This is a genomic window from Chryseobacterium nakagawai, from assembly GCF_900637665.1.
GTDB lineage: Bacteria > Bacteroidota > Bacteroidia > Flavobacteriales > Weeksellaceae > Chryseobacterium > Chryseobacterium nakagawai.
In genome coordinates, this window is record NZ_LR134386.1 from 5,546,905 (window position 1) to 5,562,141 (window position 15,237).

Here is a 15,237-nt window from a genome sequence, read left to right on the forward strand (position 1 = left end):
ATTAAGCGGTTTATATATGTTGTTTTGCTTTGATATTACTTTTTCAGAATTCAGGTGAAAAAGCAATGACAATCAATTAATGATGATGTCCGTGATCGTGATGAAGGAAAGGTCCGTTTCCTTTAGGCTGGCTGTAAATAGTTTCTACACCTTCCTGCTCAGTAACAAGCTTTCTTCTGATATCTTCAGGATCGAAAGGCTTCACTTTTCCGAAGTACTCTTTCAAACCTTCAGTTAGCCACATTGGGATAACTAATCCGAAGAACATAAAAATACACCAGAATCCTACTAAGAACATAGTAATAAAGAATACAGTCCAAAGGAACTGGTAGAACGGCCAAAATGCTGATAAAATAGTTATCATTCTCTTAAAGATTTTAGGCAAAAATAAAGCTTTTTTCTTTTTTACACAAAAGATACCGGCTCTATTTTTTAATTTATTTTAATTCTATATAGATTTTGAGACGGTGAGAAAGGAGATTTGAGGCTCATATAAACAGCTCATATCTCCGCTCTCAAGGTCTTTTTGTCTGATTAATGAGCTAGATCTGCAAAGAAATCGTTTCCTTTATCATCGGTAATGATGAATGCAGGGAAATCTTTTACTTCAATTTTCCTTACCGCTTCCATTCCTAACTCAGGGAAATCTACTACATCTACGGATACAATATTATCTTTTGCCAGAATAGCAGCAGGTCCTCCAATTGATCCTAGGTAGAAACCTCCGTATTTGTTACAAGCATTGGCAACATCCTGACTTCTGTTTCCTTTTGCCAGCATAATCATACTTCCGCCATGGCTTTGGAATTCATCTACATACACATCCATTCTCCCTGCTGTTGTAGGTCCGAAACTTCCTGAAGCCATTCCCTCTGGTGTTTTTGCAGGTCCTGCGTAATAGATTGGGTGATTTTTGAAATACTCCGGCATTGGTTTTCCGCTGTCGATGATTTCTTTGATCTTAGCATGAGCAATATCTCTTGCTACGATCAGAGTTCCGTTAAGTTTTAGTCTAGTTTTGATCGGATATTTTGAAAGCTCAGCCAGGATTTCAGGCATTGGCTTATTCAAGTTAATTTCAACAGCTTCTTCAAGGTGTGGCGGTGTAGCGGGTAAGAATCTCTTTGGTTCCTGTTCCAACTGCTCAAGGAAGATCCCGTCTTTTGTAATTTTTCCTTTGATATTTCTATCTGCAGAACATGAAACTCCCATTCCTACCGGACAAGAAGCAGCGTGTCTTGGAAGTCTGATTACTCTTACGTCGTGGGTAAGGTATTTTCCTCCAAACTGTGCTCCAATAGCACTTTCCTGGCAGATTTTCTGAACTTTCGCTTCCCATTCAAGGTCTCTGAATGCCTGACCGGCTTCATTTCCTTCTGTTGGAAGGTTGTCATAGTATTTTGCAGAAGCTTTTTTCACCGCGGCAAGGTTCGCTTCAGCTGAAGTTCCTCCAATGACCAATGCTAAGTGATAGGGCGGACAAGCTGCTGTACCAAGATCTGAGATTCTTTCCTTTACGAATTCTTCAAGAGATTTCTCGTTTAATAAAGATTTTGTTTTTTGGTAAAGAAATGTTTTGTTCGCAGAACCTCCTCCTTTTGTTAAAAATAAGAATTCATAATAATCTCCTTTTTTAGCATAGATATCAATCTGAGCCGGAAGGTTAGATCCTGAATTTTTCTCATCAAACATCGTTAAAGGAACCACCTGAGAATATCTTAAGTTTCTTTTTTGATACGTATTATAGATTCCGCGGCTTAAGAATTCACCGTCATCCACTCCTGTATAAACGTTTTCTCCTTTTTTACCCATTACGATTGCCGTTCCTGTATCCTGGCAAGAAGGAAGAGCTCCTTCAGCCGCTACAGCAGCATTTTGTAATAAATTATAAGCAACGAATCTATCATTATCGGTAGCTTCAGGATCATCAATGATTCTTTTAAGGCTTTCTAAGTGTGAAGAACGCAACATGAAAGAAACATCTGCCATAGCCTCTTCAGCCAATAATTCCAATCCCTTTGGGTCAACTGTTAAAATTTCTCTGTCACCCAGTTTTTCAATCTTTACATAATCTGATGTAAGCTTTTTATACACCGTATCATCTTTCTGAATTGGATACGGATCCTGATATCTAAATTCCATTCAATTTTTTTGTTTGTACAAAAATACGGCTTCCAATAAAAAAATATGAGCAAAATCAGTCATTAAAATTGATATTTATAATGATTATAAATTGCGAGTTTTTGAGTTTATAAGTACCTTTATACTAATCAAATAATGAAGCCAAAAAAGATAAAAACAAGGCTTCAGGAATAAAAATACTATAAAATTTCAACCACAATGAATTACAGAATAGAAAAAGACACCATGGGAGAAGTGCAGGTACCTGCAGATAAACTTTGGGGTGCGCAGACCGAACGTTCAAGAAACAATTTCAAAATTGGTCCTGAAGGATCTATGCCTCACGAGATTATTGAGGCTTTTGCCTATTTAAAAAAGGCTGCAGCCTACACCAATACTGATTTGGGAGCTCTTTCCTCTGAAAAAAGAGACATGATCGCTAAAGTTTGTGATGAAATCCTTGAAGGAAAACTAAATGACCAGTTTCCTCTGGTGATCTGGCAAACCGGCTCAGGAACTCAGTCAAACATGAATGTGAATGAAGTAGTATCTAACCGTGCTCATGTGAATAATGGCGGAACATTAGGAGAGAAATCTGAAATTCACCCAAACGATGATGTGAATAAATCCCAATCATCCAATGATACTTATCCAACGGCTATGCATATTGCAGCCTATAAAAAAGTAGTGGAAGTTACCATTCCGGCGGTTGAAAAATTAAAAAATACGCTTGCTGAAAAATCCAAAGCTTTCAAAGATGTCGTAAAAATCGGAAGAACGCACTTAATGGATGCAACTCCACTTACATTGGGACAGGAGTTTTCCGGGTATGTTGCTCAATTGGAATTTGGATTAAGAGCTTTAAGAAACACACTCCCTCACCTTTCTGAACTTGCTTTGGGGGGAACCGCAGTAGGAACAGGCTTAAATACACCCGCTGGCTACGATGTAAAGGTCGCAGAATATATTGCAAAATTTACTAACCATCCGTTTATTACAGCTGAGAATAAATTTGAAGCATTAGCCGCTCATGATGCGATTGTCGAAAGCCACGGCGCTTTAAAACAACTTGCGGTTTCTTTATTCAAAATTGCTCAGGATATCAGATTACTGGCCTCCGGACCTCGTTCAGGAATTGGGGAAATCTATATTCCGGAAAACGAACCTGGATCATCCATCATGCCTGGAAAAGTAAATCCTACTCAAAATGAAGCTTTAACAATGGTTTGTGCACAGGTTCTAGGGAATGACACGACGATTTCTTTTGCAGGAACTCAGGGTAATTACGAGCTGAATGTTTTCAAACCGGTAATGGCCTATAACTTCCTTCAATCTGCACAACTTATTGCTGATGCATGTATTTCATTCAACGACCACTGTGCTGTAGGTATTGAGCCCAACCACGAGAGAATTAAAGAACTTGTAGATAAATCTCTAATGCTTGTAACGGCTTTAAATACTCATATTGGATACGAAAATGCTGCAAAAATTGCAAAAACAGCCCACAAAAATGGAACAACTCTCAAAGAAGAGGCCGTTAACCTTGGCCTTTTAACTGCGGAACAGTTTGATGAGTGGGTAAAACCTGAAGATATGGTAGGCAGTCTGAAATAACAATTCTAATTTTCATTCATAGACTTTAAATAAAAACACTGGAGAGCTTTCTCCAGTGTTTTTTAATTGATATGAATAAGTATTATTCTATTCCAATAGAAACTCCGAAAATAAGAGCTTTATCATTTTTAAAATAATTGTCTTTAAAGAAATTACTAAAATCTTTCTTCACAAATACACTGATACTGTTATACGAAAAGGTAAGCTGGGCTCCATACACAAAAGGATTTACCTGATAATTTCCTTTGTTTCTTATTTCGCCTTCGTTTCCTTTTACAATATTATTGGTCGTCATTTTCACTCCTCCGTATACATTGGCTCCTACTTTGAACCCTCTGTAATAATTTCGGTACTGAATATCCATTCCTCCATTTTTAAGTTTTGAAAAATTATACTGCATTCCTAGCGGAACCATAATATAGCCTGTTCTCAATTTATTTTTACTCAGGTTTCCGTTATATTGCTCAAGAGCAACTCCATACTCCGGACCTTTTGTAAATAACATATTATTATCCATTCTAATGGTCCTCCATGAAAATCCTAATCCGGAAATTACTGCCCACGGGCTTGTTCTGCTTAGCTGATAGTTTAGCTTTAATCCAAATTCAAGATTATTAGCGTATCCTATATTCTTATCTAACTCATTATCTGGCAGATTATTGGTAAGCGTCATTACACCATAAGAAAAATATCCGGTAAGGTTTCTCGTTGGGCGAAATTTCTTTAACAGCTTTGCTTTAAGTTCTTCATTAGAGTTCACATCAGTATTTAAAAGTGAATATCTGACCTGCTTTTGGATGACCTCATCCAGATCAAATCCAAGATCTTCAATTCTTTTATCCATTTTTTCTGAATAGCGGTCTGCAATCTGAGCTTTTTCTCTATTAAAATCTGCAGTATCAAGATTTCTGGATTTCAATACCTCAATCTCTTCACCCATCAATTTCTTTTCTTCCTGAATAATTGCATTAATTTTTGTTGCATATTCTTCAACTTTCTCTTTCACAATAGGGCTTACTTCAGTATCTTTTTTAGACAAATTGATATTGAACTTCTTTTGCGCAAAAAATGATGTCGAAACAAGGCACACCATTCCCATTACGATTAATTTCTTGATCATGTTATTATTTTTTTATTATTTGGAGATAATTATTTAGTATTCAGTTCTATAGTAGCCACATTGCTTCCACCTTTTGTTTTTTCAATCACATCTTTATGTTCTACTGAGAAGAGAAGTGTGGAGGGATCCACATATTTTTTCTTTTTTATCTGAACTTTTGAAGAGTCTGTCTTTGCAAGAATTTTAGGAGTCTGAATTTGAAGTATTTCAAGTTTCTTTTCAGCCATTATTTCTTTGGAGCTCAATTTACTTTCTTTCGTTATAGGTAAAGCTGCTATCTCTTCAGTTCCTTTTGGAATGGAAGTGTTTTTCAGTTCTTTCTTTGTGTTGTTCTTCTCTGCAAGCTGAGCAGGCTCCTGCTCCGGCATAGTGATTACTTGTTCCACATCATGTTGCGGTGTTTTCTTTACCAATTCGGGTTGAACAGATGATGAGTCTTTCAGTAAAAATAAAACCGTTCCTAAGCTGAAACTTAGCACAATACATGCAGCGACTAAAAACCAGTTTATTTTTGATCCTGTGATCGTTTTATTTTCGGATTGCAGCTCAATTTCAGACCACAAATCTCTGGAAGGAATAATTTCCCGTTCTTCAATCTGTTTTCTGATGTGCCATTCAAAATTATCTTTAGACGTGTTCATTTTTCAATTTTTTTTGTTGTTGAAAGTAGATCTTTCTTAATTTTTCTTTTGCTCTGAACAACTGTGTTTTGCTCACTGCAAGAGAAATCTGCAAGGTATCAGCAATCTCCTGATGAGAATAGCCTTCTAATACATACAGATTGAAAACCATCCTGTAAGCATCCGGCAACTGATCCAGCAATTCCTGTGCATTAAAATCAAATTCAATGTTCGGTTCATGAATATCTTCCTGAAAAGACTGATTGATCTCGTCGAGATAAAATACCGTTTTATGACTTTTAATAAAGTTCAAGCATTCATTTACAACAATTCTCCTTGCCCAGCTTTCCAGATTTGCTTCTTCCCTGAAGCTTTCTATATGCTTAAATATTTTACAGAATGCTTTAATAAGACAATCTTCCGCCTGGTACAAGTCACTTACATAACTTTTTGCCACACTTAGAAATCTCTTTACATTCTGTTCATAGAAAAGCTTCTGTGCAGCCGGATCCTGTTTTTTCAGAAGGCTCAACAAATCATCTTTTTTATTTCCGAACAAAAATTTCATTCTAATACTGTTTCTACTATAATGACAATCAAAATTGTAAAAGGTTACACAAAAAAAAATATTTTTACTTTGAATTATTTGAATGGTAAAAAAAGACAGGAAATAGAACGTTCCTGACTTTTAAATTTATAATCCGGCCAATTCATTCGGGCCGGATACCTGATCTGAAAAATACTGTTCCAGATCTTTCAGGGTCTCAGGTGTTGTTTGAATATCTTTTACTAATTGTCCTTTGTTTAACACTACAATTCTGTCGCAAACTTCTGTAGTATGGGATAAATCATGACTGGAAATAAGAAAAGTTACACCGTCCTGTTTTGATAATTCTTTGATGAGATTTTTAAGCTTGATCTGGGTAGAGGGATCCAGGTTAGCGAATGGTTCATCCAGAATAATGATTTCAGGATTTCCAATAATGGCTCCTACAATTCCTACTTTTTTCTGATTCCCTTTCGAAAGATCCCTGATATATTTACCGGATGTAAGGATCTCACCGTTAAAAAGATCGTGAAAGGGCTTTAAAAAATCATCTACGGAAGCCTTATTCTGTCCTCTCAATTCACCGATGAAATAAAAATATTCCTCCGGAGTCAGATAACCAATAAGGAAGGAATCATCTACAAATGCGGAAACTTTGTTTTTCCAGATCTCTGATTCATTTACTTTTATTCCATCAATGCTTACAAAACCTGTACTTGCCTGAATAAGATCTAGCATTAAACTGAAAAGAGTCGTTTTCCCAGCCCCATTATTTCCTACGAGACCAAAAGTCTCACCATTAGGAATTTCAAGATGTTCAATGTTCAGAACGGTTGCTGTTCCGTATGTTTTAGATAAATTATTGATAGTGATCATAGCTTAGTCTTTATTTTTAAATGCATCTAATGTGCTGTATTTTTCTCTTTTATAATGCCTTACAATGATGTTAGAGATTTTTTCCCGCAGTAAAAATCCTATCAGTCCCATTATGGCAATACTTATAACGCCTGCCGTAATTCCAAAAAGGGATTTTGCACCGGCGAATACAGCCATAGGAAGCAACATTTTAGGAATCATCAACAACATTGACTTTAGATTGAAACTATTTTTCTGGCCAAATCTTTTTTCTTTTGAATTAAGATCAATCTGAGTCTTATTAAAGGCTCCGGACCAAAGGGTAAATTGTGAATTCACTCCAATATTATAAAGTCCGGCAGCAAAAAAAGTAACATAAATTTCCCATCCAAAATAAGTATAGACAGCGGCTATAATAATTGAAACTCCAGTCACAATATTCATCAGCCACCACTTGGCTTTTAAATATTCTTTGTAAGGGACATTCAGGGTCATCATCAGAGGGTAATAAGAGCTGTCAAACGCAGGAACTCTTTGTCCAAACAGAAACTGAAAACCACCGGTTACAAAAAGTCCCATAAACATAGTCATTGCCGGAGTTTTATAAGCTTTAGAAGTATACATCAGCAATCCATAGAAAAGAAACATAAAACTTCCCAAAAGAATCCCTTTGGCTACTTTATTACGCTTCAACATTTTAATATCATTATTGATGAACGTTCCTATGACGCCATATTTATTCAGAAATGCAATATTTTCTGTTTTTCCTACTGATTTTTTAGCCTCAAGTCCCTGATCCAGATAAAATTCTTTACGGATATACCTAAAACAGAAGATCCAAAATAGGGCAAACAAAGCAATAGGAATCAGTGAAAGATATGGATTTTCATAAAGACTATAGAAGGTCATTTCTGAATAAGAAAGTACCGGGATAATATTATAATACCCTAACGCGCCTACTATCGCAAATACTATCGCCACAGCAATGGCAATCTTTTCTGTACTGTTCAGAAAAATATTGATAAAACTATTCAGGTAAAATAATGATGAAATACCAATCAGCCACGACAAAACTCCCACGACACTATAGCCGTGAAATAATGCAATTCCAGAAAATGTAATAAAAAAGAGAGAGTTCAGCCAACTGAAGGCTGAAAAAAAGGTTTTTACTAAAAGATAATTGACCAGGGTTCTCTTTTTAATATTCAAAGTAAGAAAGGGCTTAATATTCTGCGTTGGAATTTCCTGCCAGAGATATTTAATGGCTAAATCTGCCACCCAGCCTATAAGTAAGAATTTGGAAACAATCTTTAAAGGATCCTGATGCATTTCTTCCTGTACATACATAAAGACCAGAAAGGCCCCACCAGTAAGACAACCCATGAAATAAAGAATCGCAATGAATCTTAAAATCTTCATGGTAAGATTGATCCCTAAAGAGGTACCACGAAAAAAGCTTTTAATTTCTAGCTTAAGGAACTTTAGAAACATAGTTGAGTTTTTTACATTAGTAACTATAAGGTAAAAAACGTTACAGCCTCTTAGCCAATAAGTTCTTTAGCCTGAGCAAGAGCTGCTTCAGTAATCTTACTTCCTGAAAGCAACTGTGCAATTTCATTCAGTTTTTCACCATCACTCAGTGGAATGATGGTAGATTGAGTTTTCCCGGCAATATCCTGCTTTACCACTTTATAATTATCATTTCCTTTGGCTGCAACCTGTGCAAGGTGGGAAATAACAATCAGCTGCATATCTTCAGACATTTCACGCATAAGATTTCCGATTTCTTCAGCTACTTTTCCTGAAACTCCGGTATCAATTTCGTCTAAAATCAATGTTGGTAACTCATCACTTTCTGCAATGATCTTTTTTACCGCCAACATCACCCTTGATCTTTCCCCACCGGAAATAGCTGTCTGAATAGGCTTTAAAGGAAACCCTGAATTGGCCTGAAATAAAAGCTGGATATTTTCTTTTCCAAATAGATTAAACTCTTCAGCATCCTGCAATTCTATATCTACTCTCGCTTTTTCAAGACCTAGCTTTTTAAGAAGTCCCTCTGCTTTTTTAATAAAAACCGGAACATTTTTTTTTCTGTTTTTGGAAAGTTTTGCAGCTAAAATTTGAAGAGACTTTTCTTTTATAGTAATATTGTCTTCAGTTTCAATAATTTGTGCTTCCAGCTCTGAAGCTCCTTTCTGATCTCCTGCAAGTTCATTTCTGATCTCAATCAGCTCAGTAAGGTCTGAAACATTATGTTTAAGGAATAAAGCATTGATTTTGTTATTCAACTCGGTAAGAACGATAATATTTTCCGGATTGATCTCCAGTTTTTCTGATTCATGTTCCAACTCGGAAATAATATCTTTTAACTCTACAAATGAGATTTCAAGTCTTTGATCCAATTCAGCAAAACTGGTTGAAATACCCGCAATTCTGGAAAGCTTAGCTTTGGCTTCATTAAAGAATGAAAGAATTCCAATTTCCTCCTGATGGAACCTTGACAGAATCTGACTTACATTTTCAGAGATCATTCCTGCATTTTCCTGAATAGATAACTGGTTTTGAATATCTTCATAGTCTACATCATCCAGTTTTAATTCTTCAAGTTCGTTAAGCAGAAAATCTTTATAATCACTTTCTTTATTGGCTTCTGAAAGTTGTGTTTTCAACTTTTTCAGCAATGTTTTCAAGTTCTGAAACGCTGAAAACTCCTGCTGATAATCATCAATGATCTTTTTATTTTCAGAAAGTCCATCAATGATTTTAAACTGATATTCTGAGGTAAAAAGATTGGAAGTTTCAAATTGAGAATGAATATCAATTAATTGAGAAGAAAGTTCTTTCAATATATCCAGCGTTACCGGAACATCATTGATGAATGCTCTTGACTTTCCGGATGGTAATATTTCTCTTCTGATAATGGTTTGCAATTCATAATCAAGATCGTTTTCAATAAAGAATTTCTTGAATTGATTATTTAATGCAAACTCAGTTTCTACAACACTTTTTTCTTCTGCTTTTGAGATTGATTTTACATCTGCCCTTTCTCCGAGAATAAGGCGCAATGCACCCAAAATAATGGATTTCCCAGCTCCTGTTTCTCCGGTAATTACCTGAAGACCGTTATTCAATGATACTTCAAGGGTATCAATCAGGGCAAAATTCTTAATGTAAATTCTTGAAAGCATGGATAAACGACGAGTTACTTTAAATGCAAATATAGAACTTTAGAAGTCAGTATTCAATATCTGAGAATGGCAATCCTGTGAAATTTTTAAATCTCCATATTGAAACGGGGAAAACCTACCATTAGACCAGTTTCAAAAATCACAATACTGAAATAACAACCCAACATAGCTTAATAAACATATTAAAAAAAGTAATCCTTAAAGCGATCTGAGGCTTTTGAGGATTACTCTTAAAATTACAGCCGACTACAAATACAATTCCTGTTTTTATATGGCTTTTATCTTTATTAGAATTGAGATCAATTCATATATATCTCAATACAATATTTTAAACCATGCAAGTACAATCTCTGTTAGGAGGATAATATCCTACACATGTTCTTACACCGTCTTGAGTTGCCCACAAGCAGCAGCCACTGCATCCGTAAGAGATTGGACCACTTCCCAAAATGTTTTTTTGTTGATCTCTGGTTAACTTTTGTGATTTGATTTTTGATTTCATAATATTAAGATTTAGTAATAATTAAGTATTATAATAACAAATATAGAAAATAATATCAAACACCAATGAAAAATTCAAAATCATTATCCCAAAAACAACGGAGCCATTTCATGCATTCACCTCTCATATAAGAAAGATTCTAAACCTTCCACTTATTCCACTTATTATCACTATTTTTAGGAGAAAGAATGATCATAGTCTGCTTCAGATCATTAAGGATAAGTCCGCCATTATTACCGGAATTGAAAACATTGAAGATTTCATCGCTCTTTGTATCCATGAAAAGATTGAAGAAAAACCCTTGTTGGAAAGTATTCTCATACATCTTAAGCTGCATAAGGGCATCAAAAATCACTTTTTTACCCGGAGTTTGATCCTGGTTAAAAAGATTATCCATTCCTGATCTGTGATAAGTATACATGGTAGATCTCAACTGGCTCCAGTTGGGATTCATAATTTCATTGATTAATATAGTACGGCTTCTCGGTTCGTTGATTGTATTCCAGCCGTCATAGTTTCTGTTTTGAGAATTTTGAGCAATCTGCTGAGCTTTTGAAAACCATTGAGTCCCTCCCATAGACTGGAAGCTGTCTGCGTCATAACCCAAAATAAGATAAATATAGAAACTGATTACATCAGTAAGGTTCTTTCCGGAAAACTGTCTTTCATTGAAAATAAGATTTTCGTTCTCAATGTATTCAAAATTAAATCTCTGATCCTGAAGGTTCAGTAAAGGAGACTCATACGTAGTATTATATACTGGACGCACTGCCTGTACAACGATACTTCCTTTGAATTTGTTAACATCTCTTTCAGCAATGACAATGGAAAAACCACATTTGATTTTTTCAAAGTTCTGTAATTTCTTCCCCGTCCAGCTGGTATTGTTGATAAAATCCCTAAGGCTTTTTTCCAAAGATTTAAAGGCTTGTTGGTTACTTCCTCCTATCTGCTGGGAGTTTACCTGAACAGTTGCCAACAACTCCTGGGAAAAACCAAGATTACAGATAAATAACAGAAAAAATAAACTTATAATTTTTTTCATATGGAGATGCTTATTGTTTTTTTTTAATGTCATATGTAATCGTACTATCTCCGTAGATATTGCCTTTGTAAATTCTGACGATTTCATTGCTTATTAAAAATTGAAAACGGAAATTTATTGAAATTATTTTAAAAGCTGAGATTCAACAAAATTGAGAATATCTTTTGCGACTTCTCCCTTCGACTTCAAATCAAATTCTCTTTTCTCTGTTTTGGTGAATATTTTAATTTTATTGGTGTCATTTTTAAAACCTGCCCCTTCATCACGTAAAGAGTTCAACACAATCATGTCTAGATTTTTCTTCTGTAGTTTTCCTTTGGCATTTTCCTCTTCATTTTGAGTTTCCAAAGCAAAACCTACCAGAAACTGATGGGTTTTCTTTTCACCCATTGTTTTAAGAATATCTGGATTTTTCACCAATTCAATGGTTAGATTTTCATCATTTTTTTTGATCTTTTCCTTGGCAATATCCTTCGGCGCATAATCTGCCACAGCAGCACTTGCAATCCCGATATCGATCCTGTCATAAAACTCAAATACTTTAGCCAGCATTTCTTTTGCAGAAGTTACTTTATGCAGTTCTATCCTTTTATCGGTAAGGATTTGTGAACTTGGTCCTGAGATTAGAATAACTTTTGCACCTCTTTTTGAAGCCTCTTCAGCCAAAGAAAATCCCATTTTTCCTGAAGAATGGTTTCCGATGAATCTCACAGGATCAATTGCCTCATAGGTAGGACCTGCAGTAATTAAAACGGTTTTTCCCTCCAAACTTTTTTCAGTTGTATGATCTGCAAAATAAGCTTCAATTGAACTGAAAATCGTTGATGGCTCAGCCATTCTTCCTTGCCCGATCAGGCCACTTGCCAGCTCTCCGTTTTCAGCAGGAATGATAATGTGTCCATAGCTTTCTGCTAATTCGAGGTTCCTTTTCGTAGAAGGATGTGCATACATATCCAAATCCATAGCCGGGGCAATAAATACTGGACATTTCGCAGACATATATGTTGCAATAAGGAGATTATCGCACATTCCGTGGATCATTTTAGACAAGGTATTAGCTGTACACGGAGCTACAATCATCACATCTGCCCATAAAGCAAGTTCCACATGGCTATTCCAGGTTCCGTTGTGATCATAAAAATCGGAATAAACTGGTTTCTTCGATAAGGTAGCCAAACTTAATTTGGTTACGAAATGTTCTGCATCGGAGGTCATAATCACCTGTACTTCGGCTCCTTGTTTTACAAAATCTCTTATCAGAAAGTGAACTTTATAGGCTGCAATTCCTCCAGAAACGGCAATAAGGATCTTTTTACCGGAAACACTCATTTAGCTTTAATTTTTTTGAAATACTAAAATACTTATTTTTTCTTACAATAAGGGTTTAAAACAGCAAAGGTCATAAAAGAACTTAATTCCCTTATGACCTTTGTTTATAAAAAAGACAGAAAATTACTTTCTTTCTTCTGTTTTTCTAAAATATACGTCTCCATTTAACCATTCTTCAATAGCGATTGAAGTTGGCTTGGGAAGTTTTTCGTAATGCTTAGAGATCTCAATCTGTTCTCTGTTTTCGAAAACCTCTTCTAATGTAGAATTGTGAACAGCAAATTCATCTAATTTGTTGTGAAGCTCCGTACGGATCTCCGCATTGATTTGCTCTGCTCTCTTTCCCATGATAACAATAGCTTCGTAGATTGAACCTACTTTATCTTCAATCTTGTCTTTGTCGTAAGTAATAGTATTTACTTCTGCTTTTGTATCTTTTACACTCATTTTGAGAAAATTATTTTTATTTTAAGATGGCAAATTTACGAATTATCTTTTAATTTTGAAAGTCGCTGCAGGTGGAGGGGTCTGAAGTGCCGCACTATCCCTCTGCATCTGCTTTGCCTGCTTTTCATTGCTAATCTGATCTTTAACTTGCTGCTCTTTTTTATCCTGGCTGGCAAGCTTTTCTGCCTCTTTCTTTTGCTTAGCTGTTAATGCTGCAATTTTTGCTTCGGTTTCTTTTTTAACCACTACAAAATGTTCCTTTTCTTTTTCCAGTTTTGTTCTCAGATCAGAGGCCGTCTTAGAATATTCTGTATTAGGAAGTTCCTTTTCAACCATTTTCACATAAGTTAAAGCACTTTCAATACGCTCATCCTTAAGACTATAAATTGATTTTAAAGCTAATTCATAACGAGACTTCATGATATAATCATAAATTTTCGGACGAAGTTTTGTACTTGGGAAATCTTCCAATACATTTTCCAATGCTACGTTAGCAGCTTTGTACTCTCCCATTTTAAAGTACTGTCTTCCGTTTTCATAAGCCTTAAATTCTAGTTTATAAGACAGCTCATCAATAAGCTGACTGATATTTTTTGATCTTTCTGAATTCGGATAGTTGTTCAGGAAGTCTTGAAGCTCATTGACCGCTAATTCTGTACTTGACTGGTCCAGGTTGTAATCCATAGATCCTTCATAATAACATAATGCAGACATATAAGCTGCTTCTTCAGCTCTTGGGTCTTTTGGAAAGTTTACGGCAAAGTTTTTAAACTGATGTCCTGCCAGTTTATAACTTTTATCATAGTAATTGGCATAGGCTGTATTGAAACCTACGTTAGGAAAGTCATCCGTTCCTGCTACAAGGTTCGCAAGTCTGTCATAAAGAGCCAATGCATTTTTCCACTTTTTCTTAGCAAAGTTTTCATTGGCTGCTTTTAAGATAAAATCTTTATCAGCACTCTTCATTGCTCTTTCTTGCTGGCTTACACATGATGCCACCACTGCTACAGCAAAAAGACCTAAAATATATTTTTTCATATAAAAAGTTCAACAGTTTTCGGATTATACAGCCGATTTACTAATTTGCAAAAATATAACTTTTTTGTCAATAGATTTTTTTTTATGAATATTTAACGTAATTTTAGTCTGCAGCGTATCCTAAAATTGCAAAAACACTTAATAAAAGATTCATTCTGACTTTCTTTTCAGCCTCTTTTGCATAGGCTTCTTCATTTTTACTGGGAACGTAAAGCTCATAAAAATTTTTATTCCGGATCACAAATAAGGTAGAACCGATAATCATGGTAAGAATATCTTCCGGCTTAGGCGTAAAGGTAAATACTCCGGATGCAACTCCTTTTTTAATGACTTCATCCAGCTTTTTTACAAACAACTGGTAAAAATCCAGCAATTCATCTTTTAAATTATCTGTATGACGGAGTTCCTGGGTGACAAACCCATGGAAATAATTGTATTTGAACAGCTGAGAAACAATGTATTTTATCATTTCACGCATCTGCATTTCTGGCTTTCCTTCTTTAATGGTATCCGCAAATTCTGAAAAATTCTCTCTGGTCTTTAATACTCTATATTGATAAAGATAAGACATCATTTTCTCCTTAGAACCGAAATAATAGGAGATCATAGCGACATTGATATTGGCTTTAGAGCAAATATCTCTCACAGAAGTTCCTTCGTACCCTTTTTTTGCAATTAATTCTTCTGCAATATCCAGTATGTGAATCTGTTTTTCAGTAAATTTTTTTTTCATGAAGTGCACTTTGAGTAAAGTTAAGAAATTTTTAACACATTTGTAAACGATCGTTTAATAATTTTATATTAATTC

At 35.2% G+C, this 15,237-nt stretch carries 15 protein-coding genes; 1 reads left to right on the forward strand and 14 read right to left on the reverse strand.

Annotated features, from left to right (window positions below; translation table 11 throughout):
- Window positions 1–76: 76 nt before the first annotated feature.
- Window positions 77–364: a hypothetical protein gene (locus EL260_RS25075; protein WP_185145889.1), complete on the reverse strand. Its 288-nt coding sequence runs from the start codon at window positions 362–364 to the stop codon at window positions 77–79.
- Between the two features lie 170 nt (window positions 365–534).
- On the reverse strand, window positions 535–2,142 hold the full coding sequence (locus EL260_RS25080) for a fumarate hydratase (RefSeq protein WP_123858234.1): 1,608 nt from the start codon (window positions 2,140–2,142) through the stop codon (window positions 535–537).
- A 198-nt stretch (window positions 2,143–2,340) separates the two neighbouring features.
- Between EL260_RS25080 and fumC the strand changes: the two genes are divergently transcribed.
- Complete coding sequence (fumC, locus tag EL260_RS25085) at window positions 2,341–3,735, forward strand: class II fumarate hydratase (RefSeq protein ID WP_123858235.1); 1,395 nt, start codon at window positions 2,341–2,343, stop codon at window positions 3,733–3,735.
- A gap of 82 nt (window positions 3,736–3,817) precedes the next feature.
- Here the strand turns inward: fumC and EL260_RS25090 are convergent, their stop codons facing one another.
- The 12 genes from EL260_RS25090 to EL260_RS25140 form a co-directional block, all read right to left on the reverse strand.
- Window positions 3,818–4,855, reverse strand: coding sequence for a porin family protein (locus EL260_RS25090; RefSeq protein ID WP_123858236.1), 1,038 nt, complete (start codon window positions 4,853–4,855; stop codon window positions 3,818–3,820).
- A gap of 29 nt (window positions 4,856–4,884) precedes the next feature.
- Complete coding sequence (locus EL260_RS25095; RefSeq protein ID WP_123858237.1) at window positions 4,885–5,496, reverse strand: hypothetical protein; 612 nt, start codon at window positions 5,494–5,496, stop codon at window positions 4,885–4,887.
- On the reverse strand, window positions 5,483–6,043 hold the full coding sequence (locus EL260_RS25100; protein WP_123858238.1) for an RNA polymerase sigma factor: 561 nt from the start codon (window positions 6,041–6,043) through the stop codon (window positions 5,483–5,485). The genes EL260_RS25095 and EL260_RS25100 overlap by 14 nt, the downstream gene beginning before the upstream one ends.
- Window positions 6,044–6,169: 126 nt before the next feature.
- The gene (locus EL260_RS25105) at window positions 6,170–6,898 is read right to left on the reverse strand and encodes an ABC transporter ATP-binding protein (RefSeq protein WP_123858239.1); all 729 of its coding nucleotides are present in this window, start codon (window positions 6,896–6,898) and stop codon (window positions 6,170–6,172) included.
- A gap of 3 nt (window positions 6,899–6,901) precedes the next feature.
- On the reverse strand, window positions 6,902–8,368 hold the full coding sequence (locus EL260_RS25110) for a DUF5687 family protein (RefSeq protein WP_123858240.1): 1,467 nt from the start codon (window positions 8,366–8,368) through the stop codon (window positions 6,902–6,904).
- A gap of 50 nt (window positions 8,369–8,418) precedes the next feature.
- Window positions 8,419–10,068 (reverse strand): DNA repair protein RecN, encoded by a 1,650-nt coding sequence (locus EL260_RS25115; RefSeq protein ID WP_123858241.1) that lies wholly within the window; start codon window positions 10,066–10,068, stop codon window positions 8,419–8,421.
- A 328-nt stretch (window positions 10,069–10,396) separates the two neighbouring features.
- Window positions 10,397–10,570 carry a hypothetical protein gene (locus EL260_RS25770; protein ID WP_164466577.1) on the reverse strand — a complete coding sequence of 58 codons (174 nt, stop codon included), beginning with the start codon at window positions 10,568–10,570 and terminating at the stop codon, window positions 10,397–10,399.
- Window positions 10,571–10,709: 139 nt separating this feature from the next.
- A complete protein-coding gene (porD, locus tag EL260_RS25120; protein ID WP_123858242.1) occupies window positions 10,710–11,615 on the reverse strand; it encodes a type IX secretion system protein PorD in 906 nt (301 codons plus the stop codon).
- Window positions 11,616–11,738: 123 nt separating this feature from the next.
- Window positions 11,739–12,944 (reverse strand): bifunctional phosphopantothenoylcysteine decarboxylase/phosphopantothenate--cysteine ligase CoaBC, encoded by a 1,206-nt coding sequence (coaBC, locus tag EL260_RS25125; RefSeq protein ID WP_123858243.1) that lies wholly within the window; start codon window positions 12,942–12,944, stop codon window positions 11,739–11,741.
- A gap of 123 nt (window positions 12,945–13,067) precedes the next feature.
- Window positions 13,068–13,391, reverse strand: a complete 324-nt coding sequence (locus tag EL260_RS25130; protein WP_029298198.1) for a DNA-directed RNA polymerase subunit omega — start codon at window positions 13,389–13,391, stop codon at window positions 13,068–13,070.
- 42 nt (window positions 13,392–13,433) lie between these two features.
- Window positions 13,434–14,429 (reverse strand): outer membrane protein assembly factor BamD, encoded by a 996-nt coding sequence (locus tag EL260_RS25135; protein WP_123858244.1) that lies wholly within the window; start codon window positions 14,427–14,429, stop codon window positions 13,434–13,436.
- Between the two features lie 103 nt (window positions 14,430–14,532).
- A complete protein-coding gene (locus EL260_RS25140) occupies window positions 14,533–15,162 on the reverse strand; it encodes a TetR/AcrR family transcriptional regulator (protein ID WP_123858245.1) in 630 nt (209 codons plus the stop codon).
- Window positions 15,163–15,237 lie beyond the last annotated feature (75 nt).

Excerpts from the sequence above, each read along its gene's own strand:
- EL260_RS25075 (WP_185145889.1), bottom strand. The coding sequence starts at position 364 with ATGATAACTATTTTATCAGCATTTTGGCCGTTCTACCAGTTCCTTTGG.
- EL260_RS25080 (WP_123858234.1), bottom strand. The coding sequence starts at position 2,142 with ATGGAATTTAGATATCAGGATCCGTATCCAATTCAGAAAGATGATACG.
- fumC (WP_123858235.1), top strand. The coding sequence starts at position 2,341 with ATGAATTACAGAATAGAAAAAGACACCATGGGAGAAGTGCAGGTACCT.
- EL260_RS25090 (WP_123858236.1), bottom strand. The coding sequence starts at position 4,855 with ATGATCAAGAAATTAATCGTAATGGGAATGGTGTGCCTTGTTTCGACA.
- EL260_RS25095 (WP_123858237.1), bottom strand. The coding sequence starts at position 5,496 with ATGAACACGTCTAAAGATAATTTTGAATGGCACATCAGAAAACAGATT.
- EL260_RS25100 (WP_123858238.1), bottom strand. The coding sequence starts at position 6,043 with ATGAAATTTTTGTTCGGAAATAAAAAAGATGATTTGTTGAGCCTTCTG.
- EL260_RS25105 (WP_123858239.1), bottom strand. The coding sequence starts at position 6,898 with ATGATCACTATCAATAATTTATCTAAAACATACGGAACAGCAACCGTT.
- EL260_RS25110 (WP_123858240.1), bottom strand. The coding sequence starts at position 8,368 with ATGTTTCTAAAGTTCCTTAAGCTAGAAATTAAAAGCTTTTTTCGTGGT.
- EL260_RS25115 (WP_123858241.1), bottom strand. The coding sequence starts at position 10,068 with ATGCTTTCAAGAATTTACATTAAGAATTTTGCCCTGATTGATACCCTT.
- EL260_RS25770 (WP_164466577.1), bottom strand. The coding sequence starts at position 10,570 with ATGAAATCAAAAATCAAATCACAAAAGTTAACCAGAGATCAACAAAAA.
- porD (WP_123858242.1), bottom strand. The coding sequence starts at position 11,615 with ATGAAAAAAATTATAAGTTTATTTTTTCTGTTATTTATCTGTAATCTT.
- coaBC (WP_123858243.1), bottom strand. The coding sequence starts at position 12,944 with ATGAGTGTTTCCGGTAAAAAGATCCTTATTGCCGTTTCTGGAGGAATT.
- EL260_RS25130 (WP_029298198.1), bottom strand. The coding sequence starts at position 13,391 with ATGAGTGTAAAAGATACAAAAGCAGAAGTAAATACTATTACTTACGAC.
- EL260_RS25135 (WP_123858244.1), bottom strand. The coding sequence starts at position 14,429 with ATGAAAAAATATATTTTAGGTCTTTTTGCTGTAGCAGTGGTGGCATCA.
- EL260_RS25140 (WP_123858245.1), bottom strand. The coding sequence starts at position 15,162 with ATGAAAAAAAAATTTACTGAAAAACAGATTCACATACTGGATATTGCA.